General features: G+C 71.3%; 16 protein-coding genes. 8 read left to right on the plus strand and 8 right to left on the minus strand.

Features of this window, described 5'->3' with window-relative positions:
• Nucleotides 1-41: 41 nt before the first annotated feature.
• From ACFSNB_RS14070 to ACFSNB_RS14080, 3 genes are all read right to left on the minus strand, one after another.
• Complete coding sequence (locus ACFSNB_RS14070) at nucleotides 42-497, minus strand: type II toxin-antitoxin system RatA family toxin (protein ID WP_377317641.1); 456 nt, start codon at nucleotides 495-497, stop codon at nucleotides 42-44.
• An 8-nt stretch (nucleotides 498-505) separates the two neighbouring features.
• Nucleotides 506-1,441, minus strand: coding sequence for a lipoyl synthase (gene lipA, locus ACFSNB_RS14075; protein WP_377317643.1), 936 nt, complete (start codon nucleotides 1,439-1,441; stop codon nucleotides 506-508).
• A gap of 167 nt (nucleotides 1,442-1,608) precedes the next feature.
• Nucleotides 1,609-3,303: a methyl-accepting chemotaxis protein gene (locus ACFSNB_RS14080; RefSeq protein WP_377317645.1), complete on the minus strand. Its 1,695-nt coding sequence runs from the start codon at nucleotides 3,301-3,303 to the stop codon at nucleotides 1,609-1,611.
• A 503-nt stretch (nucleotides 3,304-3,806) separates the two neighbouring features.
• Here ACFSNB_RS14080 and ACFSNB_RS14085 point away from each other — a divergent pair.
• The 7 genes from ACFSNB_RS14085 (at nucleotide 3,807) to ACFSNB_RS14115 (ending at nucleotide 9,332) form a co-directional block, all read left to right on the plus strand.
• Entirely contained in the window at nucleotides 3,807-4,772 is a 966-nt protein-coding gene (locus ACFSNB_RS14085; protein ID WP_377317647.1) for an SLAC1 anion channel family protein, read from the plus strand.
• Between the two features lie 154 nt (nucleotides 4,773-4,926).
• Nucleotides 4,927-5,469: a ubiquinol-cytochrome c reductase iron-sulfur subunit gene (gene petA / locus ACFSNB_RS14090; protein ID WP_377317649.1), complete on the plus strand. Its 543-nt coding sequence runs from the start codon at nucleotides 4,927-4,929 to the stop codon at nucleotides 5,467-5,469.
• A gap of 105 nt (nucleotides 5,470-5,574) precedes the next feature.
• The gene (locus ACFSNB_RS14095; protein WP_377317651.1) at nucleotides 5,575-6,036 is read left to right on the plus strand and encodes a copper chaperone PCu(A)C; all 462 of its coding nucleotides are present in this window, start codon (nucleotides 5,575-5,577) and stop codon (nucleotides 6,034-6,036) included.
• A gap of 176 nt (nucleotides 6,037-6,212) precedes the next feature.
• Nucleotides 6,213-7,181 carry a Ppx/GppA phosphatase family protein gene (locus ACFSNB_RS14100; protein ID WP_377317653.1) on the plus strand — a complete coding sequence of 323 codons (969 nt, stop codon included), beginning with the start codon at nucleotides 6,213-6,215 and terminating at the stop codon, nucleotides 7,179-7,181.
• Nucleotides 7,181-7,936 carry an RlmE family RNA methyltransferase gene (locus ACFSNB_RS14105; protein ID WP_417629372.1) on the plus strand — a complete coding sequence of 252 codons (756 nt, stop codon included), beginning with the start codon at nucleotides 7,181-7,183 and terminating at the stop codon, nucleotides 7,934-7,936. The genes ACFSNB_RS14100 and ACFSNB_RS14105 overlap by 1 nt, the downstream gene beginning before the upstream one ends.
• Nucleotides 7,937-7,989: 53 nt before the next feature.
• Nucleotides 7,990-8,238, plus strand: coding sequence for a hypothetical protein (locus ACFSNB_RS14110; protein WP_377317655.1), 249 nt, complete (start codon nucleotides 7,990-7,992; stop codon nucleotides 8,236-8,238).
• 59 nt (nucleotides 8,239-8,297) lie between these two features.
• Nucleotides 8,298-9,332 (plus strand): zinc-binding alcohol dehydrogenase family protein, encoded by a 1,035-nt coding sequence (locus ACFSNB_RS14115; RefSeq protein WP_377317657.1) that lies wholly within the window; start codon nucleotides 8,298-8,300, stop codon nucleotides 9,330-9,332.
• A 187-nt stretch (nucleotides 9,333-9,519) separates the two neighbouring features.
• Here ACFSNB_RS14115 and ACFSNB_RS14120 read toward each other — a convergent pair whose 3' ends face one another.
• Nucleotides 9,520-10,434 (minus strand): LysR family transcriptional regulator, encoded by a 915-nt coding sequence (locus tag ACFSNB_RS14120; RefSeq protein WP_377317659.1) that lies wholly within the window; start codon nucleotides 10,432-10,434, stop codon nucleotides 9,520-9,522.
• Nucleotides 10,435-10,565: 131 nt separating this feature from the next.
• Between ACFSNB_RS14120 and ACFSNB_RS14125 the strand changes: the two genes are divergently transcribed.
• Entirely contained in the window at nucleotides 10,566-11,561 is a 996-nt protein-coding gene (locus ACFSNB_RS14125) for an aldo/keto reductase (RefSeq protein WP_377317661.1), read from the plus strand.
• Between the two features lie 187 nt (nucleotides 11,562-11,748).
• Here the strand turns inward: ACFSNB_RS14125 and ACFSNB_RS14130 are convergent, their stop codons facing one another.
• The 4 genes from ACFSNB_RS14130 to ACFSNB_RS14145 form a co-directional block, all read right to left on the minus strand.
• Nucleotides 11,749-13,374, minus strand: a complete 1,626-nt coding sequence (locus ACFSNB_RS14130) for a sigma 54-interacting transcriptional regulator (protein ID WP_377317663.1) — start codon at nucleotides 13,372-13,374, stop codon at nucleotides 11,749-11,751.
• A 235-nt stretch (nucleotides 13,375-13,609) separates the two neighbouring features.
• Nucleotides 13,610-14,398 (minus strand): SDR family NAD(P)-dependent oxidoreductase, encoded by a 789-nt coding sequence (locus tag ACFSNB_RS14135; RefSeq protein WP_377317665.1) that lies wholly within the window; start codon nucleotides 14,396-14,398, stop codon nucleotides 13,610-13,612.
• A 41-nt stretch (nucleotides 14,399-14,439) separates the two neighbouring features.
• Nucleotides 14,440-16,719, minus strand: a complete 2,280-nt coding sequence (locus tag ACFSNB_RS14140; protein ID WP_377317667.1) for a cyclic nucleotide-binding domain-containing protein — start codon at nucleotides 16,717-16,719, stop codon at nucleotides 14,440-14,442.
• Nucleotides 16,719-20,165: CHAT domain-containing tetratricopeptide repeat protein (locus tag ACFSNB_RS14145; protein ID WP_377317669.1), on the minus strand; the 3,447-nt coding region annotated here is incomplete at its 5' end. The genes ACFSNB_RS14145 and ACFSNB_RS14140, both read right to left, overlap by 1 nt.

Below are 20,165 nucleotides of genomic sequence, written 5' to 3' on the forward strand. Positions count from 1 at the left end.
ACCCAACCGGGGCGATGCCCCGGACCCCCTTGGTTTTTATCTCAGGCGGTGTGGACGGCGAGGCCGTGGCCGTAGAGCTGGCTGGCGCGGCGTTCGAACGCCGCCACCATCAGCCGCACCGCCTCGTTGAACAGCGCCCCGATCAGCGACTGCAACAGCTTGGAGCGGAACTCGAAATCGACGAAGAAATCGATCTCGGTGGTGCCGTCCGGCATCGGGTTGAACACCCAGTGATTGTTGAGGTGATGGAACGGGCCCTCGGTATAGGTGACATCGACCCGCTGGCCGGGGGTCAGGGTGACCTTCGAGGTGAAGCGTTCCCGCACCATCTTGAAGCCGATCACCAGATCGGCGAAGAACACGTCGCCGTCGCGGCGGCGAATGCGCGAGGCGACGCACCAGGGCAGGAATTCGGGATAGCGCTCGACATCGGCGACCATCTCGAACAGCTGCTCCGGCGAATAGGGCAGGATACGCTTTTCGGCATGAGTGGGCATGGGATCCTCTATCTTCCCGCCCCACGGCGCGCGGCGCGCAGGGCTTCGAAATCGCGGTCGGCATGGTGCGAGGACCGGGTCAGCGGCGTCGCCGCCACCATCGCGAAGCCCCGGGCCCGCGCCTGGGCGGCGTAATCCTCGAATCCCTCGGGCGAAACGTAATCGCGCACCGGGGCGTGCTTGGGGCTGGGCTGGAGATACTGACCGATGGTCAGCGCCGACACCCCGGCGGCGCGCAGGTCGTCCATCACCTGCAACACCTCGTCACGGCTTTCGCCCAGTCCGACCATCAGCCCGGATTTGGTGATGATCCCGGGCGCGGTCTCGGTCACCCGCTGCAACAGCCTGAGCGAGGTGAAATAGCGCGCCCCCGGCCGGATCGACGGATAGAGCCGGGGCACCGTCTCGATATTGTGATTGAACAGATCGGGAGCGGCGGCGATCAGCGCAAGCGGAGCGTCGCCCTTGTCGCGAAAATCGGGGGTCAGCACCTCGATGGTGCAGTCGGGCGCGGCGGCGCGGATCGCGCCGATGCAGGCGACGAACTGGCCGGCGCCGCCGTCGGGCAGGTCGTCGCGATCGACCGAGGTGATCACGACATGGCGCAGCCCCATCGCCGCCACCGTCGCCGCCAGCCGGGCCGGCTCGTCGGGATCGACCGCCTCGGGCCGGCCGGTGCGAACGTTGCAGAAGGCGCAGCCCCGGGTGCAGATCTCGCCCAGAATCAGAAAGGCGGCGTGGCGCCGCCCCCAGCACTCGCCGACATTGGGGCAGGCCGCCTCCTCGCACACCGTGTGCAGGTGCTGGGCCCGCATCAGGCGGGAGATCTCGACCGCCTCGGCCGAAACCGGGGCGCGCACCCGGATCCAGTCCGGCTTGGGGGGGCTCGGCTGGTCGGCGCGATGGGCCTTCTCGGGATGGCGAGGCGACGGGGGCGCGTTCATCCCCTCGATATCATCCCTGGCCGCGCCCGGGTCAAGAAAAGAGTGGCCCGGCGATCAAACGCGGCGGAACGGGCCGGCCGGCCCGCGCGGGATGGCCCGGGAAGCGCGCTCCCGGGCCGGCCGGCCCCTCCTCCCGCCCCGCCGTCCGGCGGCGCGGATCTCCCCCGTCAGGCGGCGCGGATCTCGTCGAGGAAGGCGCGCACCTCGCGGTCGAGCGTGTCGCTTTCGCCCTTCAGCCCGTCGGCGGCGGTGAGCACGTCATGGGCCATCCGCTCGGTGCGGGCGGCGGCGGTGGCGACCTCGGCGATGGTGGTGGCGACCTCGCGGGTGCCCTGGGCGACCTGATCGACGTTGCGGGCGATTTCCGCCGTCGCCGCGCCCTGCTGCTCGACCGCCCCGGCCAGACTGGCGGTCAACTGGTTGATCCGGCCCAGATTGGCGACGAAGCCGGCCAGCGCCGCCGCCGCGCTCTGGGTCTCCTGCTGGACCGAGGCGATCTGCTGGCCGATCTCCTCGGTGGCGCGGCCGGTCTGGCCGGCCAGGGTCTTGACCTCGTGGGCGACCACCGCGAAGCCCTTGCCGGCCTCGCCCGCCCGCGCGCTTTCGATGGTGGCGTTGAGGGCCAACAGGTTGGTCTGGCTGGAGATGTCGCCGATCATCCGCACCACCGAGCCGATCTGCGCCGTGCTTTCGGTCAGGCCGGCGATGCGGCCGTTGGCGGCCTCGGCCTCGCTCGCCGCCTCCTGGGAGAATTGGGCGGTGTCGCGCACCTGCCGGGTGATCTCGTTGATCGAGGCGGCCAGTTCGCTGCCGGCGCTGGAGACGGTCTCGACGCTGGCGGTGGCCTGTTCGGTCGCCGCCGACACCGAGGCGCTGCGGCGCTGGGTCTGCTCGGCGGTGGCGGCCAGGGCCTGGGCCGAGGCGCGCAGGGTCTCGCTCGACCGGGCGATCGCCGACACCACCCCCTGGACGTGATCGTCGAACCGGGCCGCCAGCGCCAGCATCTCGGCCCGGCGGCGTTCGGCGGCCTGGGCCTCGGCGGCCTGCTGCGCGGCGCGCAGCGCCTCGTTCTCTTCCATCCGGGCGCGGAAGAACTCGACGCTGCGGGCGATGTCGCCGATCTCGTCGCCGCGCCGCACCGCCGGCACCTCGACCGCCAGATTGCCCGACACCACCGCGCCCATCGCCGTCAGCACCCGGCGCAGCGGGGCGACGATGCCGAAGCGGGCCACGGTCAGGCCGGCGGCGATGCCGAGCAGCAGCGCCAGCCCGCCGACCAGCAGATTGACGGTGATCGCCCGCTCGGCCTCGGCCAGGGTCTGGGCGCCGATGCGGTCGCCCTTGCTGTCGGTGTAGGCGATGTAATCATGCACCACCCGGTTCAGTTCGTCGGCCACCGCCCGGCTGTCGGCGACCGAGCGGTAGATCTCGGCCTGCTCGACGTCGATGTGGGCGGCACGGCGGGGCGAGGCGGTGTCGAGGGTGTGGTCGATCTCGCCCCAGTAGCGGGTCAATTGTCCCTTGATCTGGGCCAGCAGGCGGGCCGACTCGCCCTCGGCCCGTTCGGCTTCGAGTGCGCGCAGGGTGGCCTCGGCCTCGCCGCGATAGCGGGCGACCGAGGCGGCGACCTGGTCGTAATCGGCGGGATTGGCGGCAAGGCGGTATTCGGCGCGATTGAGCGCCAGCACCGCTTCGTTGAGGCGGGCGACCTGACGGATCTCGCCGGCGGTGCGGTTGATCGCCCCGCTGTTGTCGGCCCCCTGGCGCAGCCACAGGCTCGACAATGTCGCGTTGACGGCCAACGCCAGCCCCAACAGGGCGACGATGACCATAATTTTGCCGCTGATTTTTATATTCTGCATGAGCTGTCCTCGGATCTCCTCGGCAACCCCCCTCCTGCTGCGGCCGATGATAGCGGGTGGCACCGGTCGCGGCCCATATGGATTAGGATAGCGCCTCTTAGATTCATTATAGCCATAAGTCCTACTTGAGATTGATGATATCCACATTATTTTCATCTTTTGGGCGACAAAATTCCCCCGTTCCCAGCCGCAACTTTTCGATAAGATCCTCCCCCTTCGCTCTTACATTGAGGGAAGGGACCAGGAGGCGGGCTCCGCCCACACCCGCCAAGGGCCTGCGGCCCTTGGATCCCCTTCCTGATCCTTCGCGAAGCCAATGCCTGCGCCCAGGCTGACAGGCCGATCCGCGCCCGACCATCGACGGGATCCAAGGGCCTTGCGGCCCTTGGCGGGTGCGGGCAGCGCCTGCTTTTTCCCTTTTCCGGGACCGGATCGGTGAGTTTCTTGCATATTAATTTTTCCTAACATACCGTCACCGTCCCCAAGCTGCCAGAAGGACCGCCATGACCACCGCCGCCCCACCCGCCCGCCTGGGCGCCTTTCCGGTATCGTTCTTTTCGATGGTGATGGGGCTGTCCGGCCTGACCATCGTCGCCCACCGCGCCGCCACCGGGCTGGGCGGCGGCGCGGTGGTGGGGCAGGCGCTGTTCGGGCTGACCCTTGCTTTGTTCCTGCTGCTGGCCGGGCTGTATCTGGCCAAGATGGTCCGCCATTTCGACGCGGTGGCGGCGGAATGGCGCCATCCGGTGCGGATCAGCTTCTTCCCCACCATCACCATCGGCCTGATCCTGCTCGGCACCGCGGCCCAGCCGGTCGATCCGCTGCTCGCCCGCCTGCTGTGGAGCGCCGGCGCCGGCGGCCATCTGGTGATGACCCTGGCGGTGATGCGCAGCTGGATCGGCTACACCCATTACGACATCACCCATTTCAACCCGGCCTGGTTCATCCCGGTGGTCGGCAACATCCTGGTGCCGATCGCCGGGATCCATCTTGCCCCGGCCGACCTGTCGTGGTTCTTCTTCGCCATCGGCCTGCTGTTCTGGCTGGTGCTGATGACCATCGCCTTCTACCGGCTGATCTTCCATCCGCCGCTGCCGGGCAAGCTGGTGCCGACCCTGTTCATCCTGCTGGCGCCGCCCTCGGCCGGCTTCCTCGCCTGGGTGGCGATCAATGACGGCGCGATCGACCCGTTCGCCCGCCTGCTCTATTTCGGCGCGCTGTTCCTGTTCCTGCTGCTGCTGACCCAGCTGCCGACCTTCACCCGCCAGCGTTTCACCCTGTCCTGGTGGGCCTACAGCTTCCCGCTGGCCGCCTTCGCTGCCGCGACCCTGACGATGGGCAGCCTGCATGAGACCTACCGCCTCGCCGGGCTGGGGCTGGCCGCCGTCCTGGCGGTGCTGATCGCCGGGCTGACCCTGCGCACCCTGGTCGCGGTGACGCGGGGCGAAATCTGCCAGCCCGAATCCTGACCCGACCCGTCCGAAGGTTTTAACCACAATAAAAGTGGGGAATACGCACTAACCACCAGGGCATACAAAATAGCGTCGATTGACAATTGTTATGGAAGGCGCGGGGGCCGGGCCGTTTCAATGGCGCGATTGTCGATGGATGGAGCCAGTGGACATGAGCGAGCCTCTCCCCCCCTCTTCCTGTGCCTGCAACCGGCGGGATTTTCTCACCACCACCACCGCCGGCCTCGGCGCCGCCGGGCTGGCGGCGGCGGCGGTGCCGCTGATCGGCAGCATGAATCCGGCCGCCGACACCCAGGCGGTCGGCACGGTCGATGTCGATCTCTCCAAGATCGCCGTCGGCGGCGCGCTGACGGTGACGTGGCGCGGCCGCCCGGTGTTCATCCGCCACCGCACCGAGGAGGAGATCGCCCGCGCCCGCGCCGACGACGCGGTCAGCCTGCGCGACCAGCAGACCGATTCCGCCCGGGTGCAGCGGCCGGAATGGCTGGTGGTGATCGGCATCTGCACCCATCTCGGCTGCATTCCGCTCGGCCAGAAGGCGGGCGAGCCGCGCGGCGAGTTCGGCGGCTGGTTCTGCCCCTGCCACGGCTCGCAGTACGACACCTCGGGCCGCGCCCGCAAGGGACCGGCCCCGCGCAACCTCGACGTGCCGCCCTACCATTTCCTCGACGACGGCACGATCCGGCTGGGCTGAGCCGGGCGGGCGGAGCGAGCGAGGGAAGCCGCGACGAAATCGCTTGTCGATTGCGCCGGCGGCCGGGACACTGGGGGCATCCGATCCCCTGCCCCGGAGCGCGCGATGTTTCACCGCCGGCTGCCCCTTCCCGCCCTGGCCCTGTTCGCCCTGCTGCTCGCCCCGGCCGCCCAGGCCGGCGAGATCGAGGCCGTTGCCCCCACCCTGCGGCTGCCGCCGCTCGACGGCGGCAACGGCGCCCTGTTCCTGACCCTGGTCAATCACGGCCCGGCCGACCGGCTGATCGCCGCCGCGATCCCCGGCACCCGGGTGACCGAACTGCACACCCACCGCCGCGACGGCGACGTGATGCGGATGCGCCGGGTCGAGGCGATCGAGCTGCCCGCCGACGGCCGCGCCGAGCTGCGCCCGGGCGGCGACCACATCATGGCGATCGGCCTGTCGCCGCTGCCCTCGCCGGGCGCGACGGTGACGGTGACGCTGACCTTCGCCCAGGCCGGCACGCTGACGGTCGAGGCGGTGGCGGCCTCCCCCGCCCCGGCGCACCACGGACACGACGGTCAGTAGGCGGCCGGAACGCGAAGGACCGGGAAAGGGATCCCAGGACCCCCGCCCCTTGGCGGGCGTGGGCGGCGCCCACCTTGTTAATTCAACGGCGCTGTTCCCCCGCGCGGGCTTTCCGGATTAAGATCGCCCTCCCCTTCCCGCCCGGCCGGTTCACGGCGGGCCAAATTCTCAGGATCATGTCCAGCGACGCCATTTACGCCGCCCTCGACCTTGGCACCAACAATTGCCGCATGCTGGTGGCCCGACGCTGCGGCGACGGTTTTCGGGTGATCGACGCCTTTTCGCGGGTCACCCGCCTGGGCGAGGGTCTGGCCCACACCGGCCTGCTGTCGGAAGCGGCGATGGACCGCACCCTCGACGCGCTGGAAGCCTGCGCCGAGAAGATTCACCGCAACCGCGCCGGCCGCGCCCGGCTGGTGGCGACCGAGGCCTGTCGCCGCGCCGCCAACGGCGCCGAATTCACCGCCCGGGTCGCGGCCCGCACCGGGCTTGCCCCCGACATCATCTCGGCGCAGGAGGAGGCGGCGCTGGCGCTGGCCGGCTGCGCCTCGCTGCTCGACCCCCGGGCGCCGTGGGCGCTGGTGTTCGACATCGGCGGCGGCTCGACCGAGCTGGTATGGGTGCGCCACGGCCAGCACGGCCGCAGGGTGCATGGGGTGCGCTCGGTGCCGGCCGGGGTGGTCACCCTGTCCGAGCAGAAAGGCGCCGCCCTGACCGATCCGGCCGGCTACGAGGCGGCGGTGGCCGAGATCGCCGCCGCCTTCGCCCCGTTCGAGCGGGAACACGGCATCGCCGAACGGATGAACGGCGGCGAGCCGGTGCAGATGCTCGGCACCTCGGGCACCGTCACCACCCTGGCGGCGTTCTTCCTCGGGCTCGACCGCTATGACCGCGCCCGGGTGGACGGGCTCGACCTTGCCTTCGCCGACATCGCCGGGATCACCCGCGCTTTGGCGGCGATGAGCCCGGCCGAGCGCGCCGCCCATCCCTGCATCGGCCCCGAGCGGGCCGATCTGGTGGTGGCCGGCTGCGCGATCCTGGAGGCGGTGTGCCGGTTGTGGCCGCTGGGGCGGCTGCGGGTGGCGGATCGCGGGGTGCGCGAAGGCATCCTGCTCGGCATGATGCGTGAAGACGAGGCGAAGTGATGGCGGCGACCAAGGGTAAAAGCGGCGGCAGCAAGCGGACCGGGGCGGCCCCCGGCGGCGGCGGGCGGTCGATGACGGTGACGGTCAAGACCGCCAAGCGGCGCAAGCTGTCCTCGACGCTGTGGCTGCAACGCCAGTTGAACGATCCCTATGTCCAGGAGGCCAAGCGCCAGGGCTACCGCTCGCGCGCCGCCTTCAAGCTGGTCCAGCTCGACGAGCGGTTCCACCTGCTGCGCCCGGGCACCCGGGTGGTCGATCTCGGCGCCGCCCCCGGCGGCTGGACCCAGGTGGCGGTGGCCAAGGTCCGCGCCGGCCAGCCCAAGGGCGGCCGGGTGGTGGGGATGGACATCCTCGAATGGGATCCGGTGCCGGGCGCCACCACCCTTCAGGGCGATTTCCTCGCCGACGACGCCCCCGACCGCCTGAAGGAGGCGCTGGGCGGCCCGGCCGATCTGGTGCTGTCGGACATGGCGGCGCCGACCACCGGCCATCCCTCGACCGACCATCTGCGCATCATCGCCCTGGTCGAGGCGGCGCTGATGTTCGCGGGCGAGGTGCTGGCCCCGGGCGGGGCGTTCGTCGCCAAGGTGTTCCAGGGCGGCACCGAAAAGACCCTGCTCGATCAGCTGAAGCGGTCGTTCACCACCGTCCGCCACGCCAAGCCGCCGGCCAGCCGGGCGGAATCCGCCGAGACCTACGTGGTGGCCCAGGGCTTTCGCGGCGATGCCTCGCAGGGCGACCCCAGCGGAAAGTAGGGTTGTTATCCGATCCGGCGATCCGTATCATGGCTGCCATGACGGTTTGTAACTTGCCACCATCCTGTCAGAAAAAATTCGCCAGCACGACCAATTGTCTGCGCTGCGGTCTGGTGGTCGACGCCCTGGTTCTGCTCGGCGACATCGCGTTCTGTCCGCTTGACCGCACCTGTCGTCATCATGCCGATTGCGCGCTGGAGGCGGCCCGTCATGCCGAGGGCCTGCCCCAGGGCAGCCGGCTGAAGTCCCGTCTGCTCGGCCGGGCGGGGCCGGTGGACGGCATCGTGCCACAGGAGTCCTGAGCGCCGGGCCCCCGCCTTGTTTCGGCCCGGTCGCCGCCTCGCCTGTTGGAGACGCCGCGATGAAGGCCGTTGCCTACACCCGCTCCCTCCCCATCGCCGACCCGACCAGCCTGATCGATCTCGACCTGCCCGACCCGCCGCCGCCGACGGGGCGTGACCTGCTGGTGCGGATCCGCGCCGTCTCGGTCAACCGGATCGACACCAAGGTACGCCGCCGCAACGACCCCCAGGGCGCGCCGGAGCTGCTGGGCTGGGACGCCGCCGGCATCGTCGCCGCCGCCGGTCCCGAGGCGCGGCTGTTCCATCCCGGCGACCCGGTGTTCTATGCCGGCGCGATCAACCGCCCCGGCTGCAATGCCGAGCTGCATCTGGTCGATGAGCGGATCGTCGGCCCCAAGCCGGCCTGTCTGTCGTTCGAGGAGGCGGCGGCGCTGCCGCTGACCGCGCTGACCGCCTACGAACTGATGTTCCACCGGATGGGGATCCCGCGCGACCCGACCAGCCGGGGCACAGTGCTGATCGTCGGCGCCGGCGGCGGGGTCGGCTCGGTCGCCACCCAACTGGCCCGGGCGATGACCGGGCTGACGGTGATCGGCACCGCCTCGCGGCCGAAAAGCCGCGACTGGGTGCGGGCGATGGGGGCCCATCACGTCGTCGATCACACCGGCGATCTGGTCGCCCAGGTCAAGGCGCTGGTGCCCGGCGGGGTCGATGGGGTGCTGGGCCTGACCGCCACCGCCCAGCATTTCCCGGCGCTGGTCGAATTGTGCGCCCCCCAGGCCCGGATCGGGGTGATCGACGATCCCGACGGCCCGCTCGACATCGCCCTGATGAAGCGCAAGAGCCTGTCGCTGCATTGGGAACTGGTCTTCACCCGCTCGCTGTACGACACCCCGGACATCGAGCGCCAGCACCGGGTGCTGACCTCGATCGCCACCCTGGTCGAGGCCGGACGGCTGCGCAGCACCCTGACCCGGATCCTCGGCCCGCTCGACGCCGCCACCCTGCGCCAGGCCCACGAGATGCTGGAAAGCGGCCGCACCGTCGGCAAGCTGGTCCTCACCGTCGGCTCGGCGCTCGACCATTTCCCGTAACGGCATCTATCCCCGTTGTTGTTGCGATCAACAGGACCAACAACAACGGGGGACGGGCGCAGTGGGGATGACGGGGAGAGTTTCCCCAGAATCCGTGGGCAAACCTGTGGAAAACCGCGTGACTTGCGGGGTTTCCCTCGGCGGAACGCCACCGCCCACTTTTTAGGCAAATTACCCTGATCAAGAATCAGGCAGGGGAAAACCGCCCCTCGCCCCGGTAGCGCAGCGCCTCGACCAGGGCGGCGAAGGCCGGGGTCGGCTGGCGGCTGCGCGGGTAATAGAGGTGGTAGCCGGGAAAAGGCGGGCACCAATCCGCCAGCACCCGCACCAGCCGGCCGTCGGCGCAATCGGCGGCGACCATGTCCTCGGGCAGATAGCCGAGGCCGAACCCGGCCCGCGCCGCCGCCAGGATCGGGGCGAGGCTGTTGAACACCAGCCGCCCGCCGCCGCGCACCCGCAGCGGCCGGCCGTCCCGCTCGAACTCCCAGGCATAGAGGCCGCCATAGGTCGGCAGGCGCAGATTGACGCAGTCATGGCCGGCGAGGTCCTGGGGAATCTCCGGCGGCGGGCGGGGGACGAAATAGGCCGGGGCGCCGACCACCGCCATCCGCATCACCGGCCCGATCGGCACCGCGATCATGTCGCGGTCGATCTGTTCGCCGAACCGCACCCCGGCATCGAACCGGCCGGCGACGATGTCGGTCAGGCCGTAATCGATCTCGAGTTCGACCGCCACCTCGGGAAAGGCCGGCAGGAAGCGGGTCAGCGCCGGCCACAGCAGCGATTCGGCGGCGTGCTCGCCGGTGGTGATGCGGATGGTGCCGGCCGGGCGGGCCTTCAACGCCGACAGCGCCGCCAGTTCGGCCTCGATCTCGTCGAAACAGGGGCCAAGGGTGCGCAGCAGCCGTTCGCCCGCCTCGGTCGGGGCGACGCTGCGGGTGGTGCGGGTCAGCAGCCGCAGCCCCAGCCGCGCCTCCAGCCCCCGCAGGGTGTGGCTCAGCGCCGAGGGCGATACCCCGAGCTGCGCCGCCGCCCGGGTGAAACTGCGTTCGCGCGCCACCGCCAGGAACACGCGCAGATCATCGATGCCGGCCCGGTTCATTGCTGAATTCCCCTCACAAGCGCATGCCGTTCTTGCCCTCTACTCCCTCTCCGGGGCCGGAGCTAGGCTTTTGCGGAGCCCGGGATGGCGCTTCCGCCGCCCCGCGCCCGCCCCGATCCGGAGGACAGACGATGCAGACACGCCTTCTCGGCCGCAGCGGCCTTGCCGTTTCCGCGCTTGGGCTCGGTTGCATGGGGATGAGCTTTATGTACGGCCCGCCCGCCGACCGCGCCGCGATGATCGCCCTGCTGCGCCGGGCGGTGGAGCGGGGCGTGACCTTCTTCGACACCGCCGAGGTCTATGGCCCGTTCACCAACGAGGATCTGCTGGGCGAGGCGCTGGCGCCGCTGCGCGACCGGGTGGTGATCGCCACCAAGTTCGGCTTCCGCCTCGACCCCACCGGCCGGGAACGCTGGAGCGGGCTCGATTCCCGCCCCGAGCACATCCGCGCCGTGGCCGAGGCCTCGCTGAAGCGGCTACGCAGCGAGGTGATCGACCTGTTCTACCAGCACCGGGTCGATCCGGCGGTGCCGATCGAGGAGGTGGCCGGCACGGTCGGCGAGCTGATCCGCGAAGGCAAGGTGCGCCATTTCGGCCTGTCCGAGGCCGCCCCCGCCACCATCCGCCGCGCCCACGCGGTGCAGGCGGTGACGGCGGTGCAGAGCGAATATTCGCTGTGGTGGCGCCAGCCCGAGGCGGAGTTGCTGCCGACGCTGGAGGAACTGGGGATCGGCTTCGTCCCCTACAGCCCGCTCGGACGCGGCTTCCTCACCGGGGCGATCGACGCCGCCACCCCGTTCGGCGAAGGTGATTTCCGCGCCCAGCTGCCTCGCTTCACCGCCGAGGCGCGGACGGCCAACCTCGCCCTGGTCGAACGGCTGGGGGCGATCGGCCGCCGGCTCGGCGCCAGCCCGGCCCAGATCGCCCTGGCCTGGCTGCTGGCGCAAAAGCCCTGGATCGTGCCGATCCCCGGCACCCGCAAGCCGGAACGGCTGGAGGAGAACATCGCCGCCGCCGCGCTGACCCTGTCGGCCGCCGATCAGGCCGAAATCGCCGCGGCCCTCGCCGCGATCCCGGTCGAGGGCGACCGCTACCCCGCCCAGCTTGAGGCGCTGACCGGGCGCTGAGCCCCGCCGGCAGGATTCGGGATGTGGGCTCCGCCCACGCCCGCCAAGGGCCGCAAGGCCCTTGGAACCCTTTCCTTGCCCTTCGCGCGGCGAACACCCCCGCCCAAGCTGACAGGCCGGTCCGCGCCCGACCATCAATGGGTTCCAAGGGCCTTGCGGCCCTTGGCGGGTGCGGGCAGAGCCCGCCTCAGTCGCGGCGCGGGGCGTCGGCGGCGCGGAAGGTCTTGTAATTGAGGTTGTGGCGTTCCATCCGCACCCCCAGCATGCGGCGGGTCAGGCCGAGTTCCTTGGCCGCCTCGCCGACATTGCCGTTGCTGGTCTTCAGCGCCTCGACGATCATTTCGTATTCGACGGCGCGGATCTTGGATTCGAGGCTGGCGCCGAAGCCGGTACCGCTTTCCTTCGGGGTCTGGAGCGAGGGCGGCAGGTCGTAGCTGTGGATCACCCCCTCCTCGGCCAGGATCACCGAGCGTTCGATCACGTTTTCCAGTTCGCGCACGTTGCCGGGCCAGTGATAGGCCATCAGCATGTCGATCGCCGGGGTCGAGATCCGCTTGATGTCGCGGCCGTTCTCCTTGGAAAAGGCGGTGACGAAATGGTCGGCCAGGGTGATCACGTCGCTGCCGCGCTCGCGCAGCGGCGGGATGGTGATCGGGAACACGTTGAGGCGGTAATACAGATCCTCGCGGAAGGTGCCCTCGGCCACCATCTCGCCCAGGTCGCGGTTGGTGGCGGCGATGATGCGCAGATCGACCTTGACCGGCTTGGCGCCCCCGACCCGTTCGAAGGTGCGGTCCTGCAACACCCGCAGCAGCTTGGCCTGCATCGTCAGGCTCAGCTCGCCCACCTCGTCGAGGAAGATGGTGCCGCCGTCGGCCTGCTCGAAATAGCCCTTGTGCAGGTTGAGCGCGCCGGTGAACGAGCCCTTTTCGTGACCGAACAGCTCGCTTTCGGCCAGGCTTTCCGGCAAGGCGGCGCAATTGGCCTTGATGAACGGGCCTTCCGCGCTCTGGCTGTTGTAGTGGATCGCGTTGGCGACCAGTTCCTTGCCGACCCCGCTTTCGCCCAGGATCAGCACGGTGGCCTTGGTGGCGGCGACCTTGCCGATCAGGTCATAAACCGCCTGCATCGGCTTGGAATTGCCGATGATGTTGGACGGCTTGAAGCGGCGCTTCAACGCGTTCTTGAGGCGGCGGTTCTCGTTCTCCAGCCGGACCTTGTCGATCTTCTCGATCAGGTACAGCTCGACCGCCGGGGCGATCAGCGAAGCGATCATCGCCACCAGTTCGACATCCTGCTTGAGCAGGCGCTGGTTGATGTAGACCCGCTCGCCGCAGATGGTGCCGAGCACCTTGCGCCCCAGGCTGATCGGCACCGCGAAGAAGGCGGTGCGGGCGCGGCTGCGGTCGGGATGGGACTGGGTGCGGTCGAGGAAATCCGGGCTTTCGCGCAGATGCGGCACCACGATCGCCTTGCCGGTCTCGACCACCTTGCCGGTGATGCCCTCGCCCGGGGCATAGACCCCGCGCGCCTTCTGCTCCTCGGTCAGGCCGAAGCTCTCATGGATGAAGATCGTCGCCGAGGAACGGTCGTACAGCATCAGCATCCCGCGCTGCATCCTGAGCCGATTGCGCATCACGTCGAGAATCGACTCGATCACTTCCGGCAGCTCAGCGTTGCGGGCGATCGCCGTGTTGATCTGGAACAGGATCGGCAGGATGTTGACCCGGCATTCGCCGGTGAAACAGTGGGTGAACTCGTCCGCGAAATCGAGAATGTCGAGATCGAGGGTGACGGCATCTTCCATCGGCATGGCGGTCTTCCAGGCAACCCCACGGGGGGAACCTTTGCACGACGCGGGCCAGGCCGCCATCCGACCCCGCCAACCGGCCGCGCCGCCGCTCCACCGCGAGGGAGTGCGCGCCCTTGCCGCCAAAAGCGGCGAGACCCGGGGAAGCGGGGGGTCAAAGCGTCATCACCCCCGGGTGCTATGTCCCAAAATTGTAAAATTTTCCCGCCGCTTCCCCCAATAGACGGCATGGCCTATGTCATTCGGCGGCATCCTTGGCCGGCAGCCAGCGGCCGATCCGGTCGATCAGGGCGTCGGGCAGCGCGGCGGCCAGCCAGGCCAGCGCCGCCAGCGGGGCGGGAAAGGCGATCCGGCCCCGCCCGCGCGCCAGCTCGCGGCGGATGTGGGCGGCGGCGCGCTCGGCCGACCAGCGCCACGGCATCGGGAAACGGTTGCGGTCGGTCATCGGGGTGGCGACGAAGCCGGGGCAGATCACCGACACCCCCACCCCGTCGCCGGCCAGCGCCCCGCGCAGCCCCTCGCCCCACACCCGCACCATCGCCTTGGTGGCGCAATAGGCCGGGGCGCCGCCCAGGCCGCGAAAGCCGGCCAGCGAACTGACCAGCGCGATCTGGCCGCGCCGGCGCGGCCGCATCAGCTCGATCGCCGGCAGCACGGTGTTGACCACCCCGTCGCCATTGATCGCGAACAAGGCGCGGGTCTGGGCGTCGCTTTCGCCGAGGCCGCCGGTGCCGGCGGAAATGCCGGCATTGGCGATCACCAGATCGAGCGGCGCCACCTGATCGCAGGCGACGATCCAGCCGGCCAGCGCGGGGGCGGCGGTGACGTCGCCGACCTGGATCCGGGCATGGGCTCCGGCGGCGCGGCACGCCCCGGCCACCGCCGCCAGCCGCGCTTCATCGCGCCCGCCGAGGAACAGGGTGACCCCCGGCGCGGCATAGGCCCGGGCCAGCGCCGCCCCCAGCCCGGACGAGGCCCCGGTGATCAGGATCGACCGGGGCGTGGCACAAGGATGGGCTGACGGCATGATTCGTTTCTCCTACACCCCGCCCCGACCGGCGGACACGGTCAGATCGACGGCTCGACCCCGAGCGACGGCGGCAGGGTGCGCTGGCGGCGCTGATGCAGTTCGAGCAGCTTCCAGCGCGCCATCGGGATCGAGCGCACCAGATCGCCCGGCAGCAGCAGCAATTCGGTCGCCTCCGCCGCCACCAGGGTGCCGGGCGAGGGCTGGCGGAACAGCACCTCGGATTCGTTGAACGGCTCGCCCACCCCGCCGCGCTCGACCACCACCCCGCCCAGGCGGCGGACCAGCCCGCCCTGGCGCACCAGCAGCAATTGATCGCGGCCGGCGGTGGCGATCCCCTCGACCGGAGCGAGCCGGCAGGGCTTGGCCGCCTCGGCCAGCCGGGTCACCGTCAGGTTCGACAGGTTCTCGCCGAACAGCCAGGTATGGCCGAAGAAGTCGCGCAGCTCGGCCAGCCGGGTGATCCGCCCGGTCATCTGGTTGCGGGCGACGAAGCTGCGATAGAGCGGGGCCGGGATGCGCAGGGCGCGGACGAAGCTCAGCGCGCGGTAGGTCTCGGGCGCGGCGGCCCCGGACAAAGCGACGGATTCCCCCACCATCGCCCCGGCCGACAGGATCGAGCTGTGATCGCTGTCGGGCTCGATCGTCTCGACCAGCCCGGTCAGCAGCAGATGGAGCGCCTCGCCGCGCGCGCCGCGCCGCAGCAGGATGGTTTCCGGGTTGAAGGTCACCACCGGGTGATTGAGCAGGATGCGGAGCTGATGCTCGGGCACCCCGGGAAAGGCGGCGGCGAGGAAGTCGCGCGCGGCGCGCGGCGATTCGTCCTGGTGGGCCGGGATCAGCACATCGACCGTGCCGAACGGCGCGCCCGAGCCGATGCTCTTCTGCTCGCGGGTCAAGGGCAGCGCGGTGTGGGCCAGCACGATCTTGCCCGAGCGGTCGTCGCGGAAATCCTCGGCATTGCCATGGATCAGCCCGCCGCCGATGTCGAGCTTCTTGACGTCGGCCGGGATCAGGTAATCGGCGCGGACCTGGCTCATCGTCTCGCTGGAGATGCCGTGGCGGCTTTCGTCGTCATCGACCATCTGCGCCAGCACGTCGAGCGAGACGATGTCGGCGAGGTGGGCATAGCTGCGATAGCCGTCCTCCCACGGGGTGCGGAAATGGAACACCGCCGTCTCGACCGGATGGGGCGAGAACAGCGGCAGCACCTCCATCCCCTCGATCGGGTTCCACGCCCCCAGCGTCAGGTCGTGCACCTCGAAGAAGGCGCCGAACGAGTCCTCGTCGAGCCCGGTCAGCGCCGCCAGCTTCTTGGCCACCGAGGCCCGCACCGCCGGCACCGCGAAATATTTGATGCGGTGGTCGGCGCGGAACAGGGTGGTCAGGCCGCAGAAATGATCGTCGTGGCAATGGGTGTGGAAGATCCCGGCCACCTCGGCGACGCCGATCCCCAGCGCCTGGAGCGAGGAATCGATGTTGGGGCCGGCATCGATCAGATAGACCCGCCCCTGGACCATCAGGATGGTCGCCACCGTCGGCCGTTCGGCGTCCCAGCCGTCGCCCTCGCCGCAATGCACCACCGAGAAATAGCCGCGTTCGAGGTCGTGATAGCCGAGCCGGTAGGGAGTCTGGTAGGTCCGGCCGCCGCCGAGGGTCAGATCGACCAGCGCGGTCTCGCCGCGCCAGGAGAATTCAAACCGGTTGAGCGCGACCCGGCGCAGCCCGACCCCGCCCGGCAGCACCACCGGGGCGTCGCCCAGCGGGCAGGTGTCGATCAGTTCCGAGGTGGGCCGGATCGCCCCGAAGGCGAAGCGCAGCTTGATCCGCATCCATTCCTGGGCAGTGTCGGGCGGCACCCCGGCCGCCAGCATCTCCTCGACCGACAGCAGGCCGTAATTGCCGCGCGCGACGTAATCGAGCTGGGCGGCGAGCTGGCCGGGCAGGCCGATCAGCAGCGGGCGGTCGCCGCGATTGTTGGGATGGCCGGGCAGGATCATCCCCTGGCGGTACAGCATCTGGAGGATCGGGAATTCGGCCAGATTGCAGAAGGCGCCGTTCTGCAACGGCATGTCCGACAGCAGGATGGCGTTGGGGCCGGTCTCGAACCGCACCCCGCCGCGCTCGGTCTCGAGGATCAGGCCGCGCTTGATCAGATGCTTGACGCTGTCGGCCGGGCAGCCGCACAGCACCCTGAGATCGGCCTCGGCCACCTCGACCCACCAGATGCCGGGGGCGACCGACACCACCCGCAGCGCCCCGCCCGGGATGGCGCCGCCGGGGGGCGGAAGGGCGGGACGGCGGCGGGAGCCGGCGGCCATCAGCCCCCCACCATCATGAAGGCCGACCAGACATAGGGGGCGCTCCATTCCGGCGTGCGCAGCATTTCGAGCTGGGCGGCGCGCAGCGCCTCGGCCGGAGGCTGCCCGGCCAGCAGCCGCTTGTACAGGGCCGCCATCAGGGTCTGGGTGCCGGCGTCGCTGACCTGCCACAGCGACGACACCACCGCCTGGGCCCCGGCCTCCTGGAAGGCGCGGCGCAGGCCGTAGACCCCCTCGCCCTCATGGACCTCGCCCAGACCGGTCTCGCAGGCCGACAGGATCGCCAGCCGGGTGCCGGAGAGGTCGAGCCCCAGCACCTCGAGCGCGGTCAGCACCCCGTCATTGTCGGTGTCGATCTCGCCCAGGCGGCGAGCATTGGCGTTGATCCCGGCAAAGGCCAGCCCGGAGCGCAGCAGCGGATCGTCGCCGGGCGGCGGCGGCTCGAACTCGCCCGAACGCTGCGCCTTCAGCAGACGCTGGCGCAGCCCGTCATCGGGCTTGAGGAAGAAGCCGTGGGTGGCGATGTGCAGCAGTTCGGGCGGCGAGTCGAGCCCGCGCAGGCTGGCCTCCTCCGCCTCGGCGCCGGAGCGGACCCGGGTCGGCCGGCCCTCGGCCTCGACCGTGCGCTCGATCACCGCCCCCTCGCGCGCCGCGCCGGGCAGCGGGTCGAAATGCAGCCCGCGCAATCCGGCGGCGCCGCGCAGCCCGGCCTCGACCGGCCGGGCGGCGCGGCCGGCGGCGGCCGCCTCCGCCGCCGCTTCGGGCGCCGGCTGGGTCGCGGCGTTGTAATCGGGGCCGGCATCGATCACCACCGGCCCGGTCGCCAGCGGCAGCGGCCGCATCAGCAGGTCGCGGCTGGAGGTCAGCAGGCGCAGATCGACCCGCTCGACCAGATAATGGCGGTCCTCGCCGACCAGGGCGGCGAACGGCAGCAGGTTGAGCTGGCCGTCGGGCACCAGATAGACCCGGCCGCGCCCGCCCAGCGCCGCCGCCAGCGGGGTCCACACCAGCCGGGCCACCGCCTGACCGGCATCGAGCTGGTCGTCGAGTTCGGCCTCCTCGTCCTGGATCGCGGCGCGGTAGCGGGCGACGGCGCGGTCGATCGCGGCGGCGTCGCCGAGGCGGACCAGGGTGAACACCGGCCCGCTTGCTTCCTTGCGCAGCACCGCCGCCGCCAGCGCCCGCCCGCCGGCCGGATCGGTGTAGGCGACGTAATCGACCAATGCCGCCTGATCGGGCAGCGCCGCCACCAGTTCGTCGAGGGTGGCCGGGGCAATGGTGCGGCGCAGGCGCTGGCTGGCCCGGCCCAGTTCGCCCTGAAGGGCGGAAATCCGCTCGGCGATCGCGGCCAGGGCGGCGGCATGGGCGGCGGCGTCCTGGTCGGGCGCCGGCCCGGCCAGGGTGCGGGCGGCGAGATCCTTGCGCGCGGCGGCCAGGGCGGCGGCGATGCGGTCGAGCGCCGGGTCGCGGGCCAGCCGGGCGATCTGCGCCGTCTCCGACGCCACCTGCAACAGCAGCCCCTTGCGCGCCAGCCCGACCTCGGCCAGCTCGCGCCCGCCCTCGGCCGGGTCGAGCCGGGTCAGCAGGGCGACATAGGCCGAATATTCCGGCGCCTGGAGCCGCAGATAGCCCTCGCGCGCCGCCTCGCCGGTGACCGGCAGCATCCGGTCGAGGAAGGCGGTGCGGCGCTGGAACGCCAGCCGGCGGGTGGCGTGGGCCGCCTCCAGCGCCCCCAGGGCTTCCTCGGCCCCGGCGAGGCTGGCCAGGGTCTCGAAGGTGTAGGGATGGAGCGGCCCCAGCACCGCCTCGTCGCCGGCCAGGGTCTGACGCAGCAGCGCCGCCGCCTCGGCCGGCTTGCCGGCGGCGCGGCGGGCGGCAGCCAGATCGTGCATCGAGCGCAGGGTGTCGGGATGGCGCTCGCCCAGGCTGGCGCGGCGCAACGTCAGCGCCGCGCGCAGCAGCGGCTCGGCCGCCGCGACATCGCCCTGGGCCAGCCGGGCCCGGCCGCGATTGTTGAGCGCCTTCAGCGTGTCGCGCGCCTGCGGCCCCAGCGTCTGGGCCCAGCCCTGATGGACCCGGTCGAACAACGGCGCCGCCTCGGCCGGCGCCCCCTTCAGCATCAGCAGGTAGGCGAGGTTGTTGAGGGCGGCGAGGCTGTCGGGATGGGCCGGGCCGAGCGTCTCGGCGAAGCCCGAGGCCGCCGCCCGCTCCAGCGGCTCGGCCTTGTCGAACAGGCCCTGGCCCTCATGCAGCAGGGCCAGATTGTTGAGCGCGGTCAGGGTGGTCGGATGCAGCGCGCCGAACACGGCGCGGGCACCGTCGAGCCCGGCCCGCAGCACCGGCTCGGCCCGATCGTACAGCCCTTCCTGCTCCAGCAGCTCGCCCAGATTGTCGGCGGCGACCAGGGTGGCGGGATGGCCCTCGCCCAGCCGGTCGCGATAGCCCTGCCACACCCGCGCGAACTCGGCCTCGGCCTCGGTCAGCCGGCCGAGCTGGCGCAGCACCTGGGCCAGGGTCGAGCGGGCGGCGAGGCTGTCGGGCGCGTCGGCGCCGTCGCGGGCGATCCGCGCCGCCAGCACGGCGCGGGCCTCGGCCTCGGCCCCCGCCTCGCCGGCGGCGGCGTCGAGTTCGGCCAGATCGGCGCGGGCGGAAAGCGCCAGCCCCTCGGCCGCGCCCTGCCCCGCCTTGGCCACCCCCTCGAACAGGGCGCGGGCGGCGTCGGTCTGGGCCAGCCGGCGCGCCACCTCGCCCGCCTCCAGCCGGGTCGCCAGCGCCGCCGGGGCGTCGGCCGGCAGGGCCAGCGCCTCGATCGCGCGGGCGCGGTCGAGCAGCGCGGCGGCGGCGGCGAAGGCGCCCTGCTGGCGCCGGGTGCGGGCCTCAAGCGACAGGCAATGGGCGTATTGCTCATGCGCCGCGCCGTAATCGGCGGCGATCGCCTCGCACAGCGGGGCGAGCCCGTCCCGCGCCAGCGCCGGCCGGCCGAGATCGAGCCGCGCCCCGGCCAGGGCGAAGGCCAGGCTCAGCGTCTGGGGATGGGTCGGGCCGAGCGCCTGGGCGGCGGCGGCGGCGCCCTGCTCCAGCAGCGCCGCCGCCTCGCCCAGCCGCAATTGCTCGCGCAGCAGCGCCGCCAGCGGCGGATAGAGCGCCAGGGTGTCGGGATGGCCGGGGCCGAGCACGGCGCCGCTGCGGGCGATCGCCTCGCGATAGAGGCCGTCCGCCCCGGCGACATTGCCGGCGGCGCGCTCGGCGGCGGCGAGGTCGCCCAGGCTGATCAGGGTGGCGCGGTGGTCGGGACCGAGATTGTCGCGCGCCAGCGCCAGCGCCTGCCGGGCCAGCGCCAGGGCACGGGGGGCGTCGCCGGCCCGGGCCGCCTCGGCCCCCTGGCGGCGCGAGCCGGCCCAGAAGCCGGCGGCGCGACGCTGCTCGGGGTCGACCGCCTCGGCGGC

The organism is Phaeospirillum tilakii, assembly GCF_042683125.1.
Lineage (GTDB): Bacteria > Pseudomonadota > Alphaproteobacteria > Rhodospirillales > Magnetospirillaceae > Phaeospirillum > Phaeospirillum tilakii.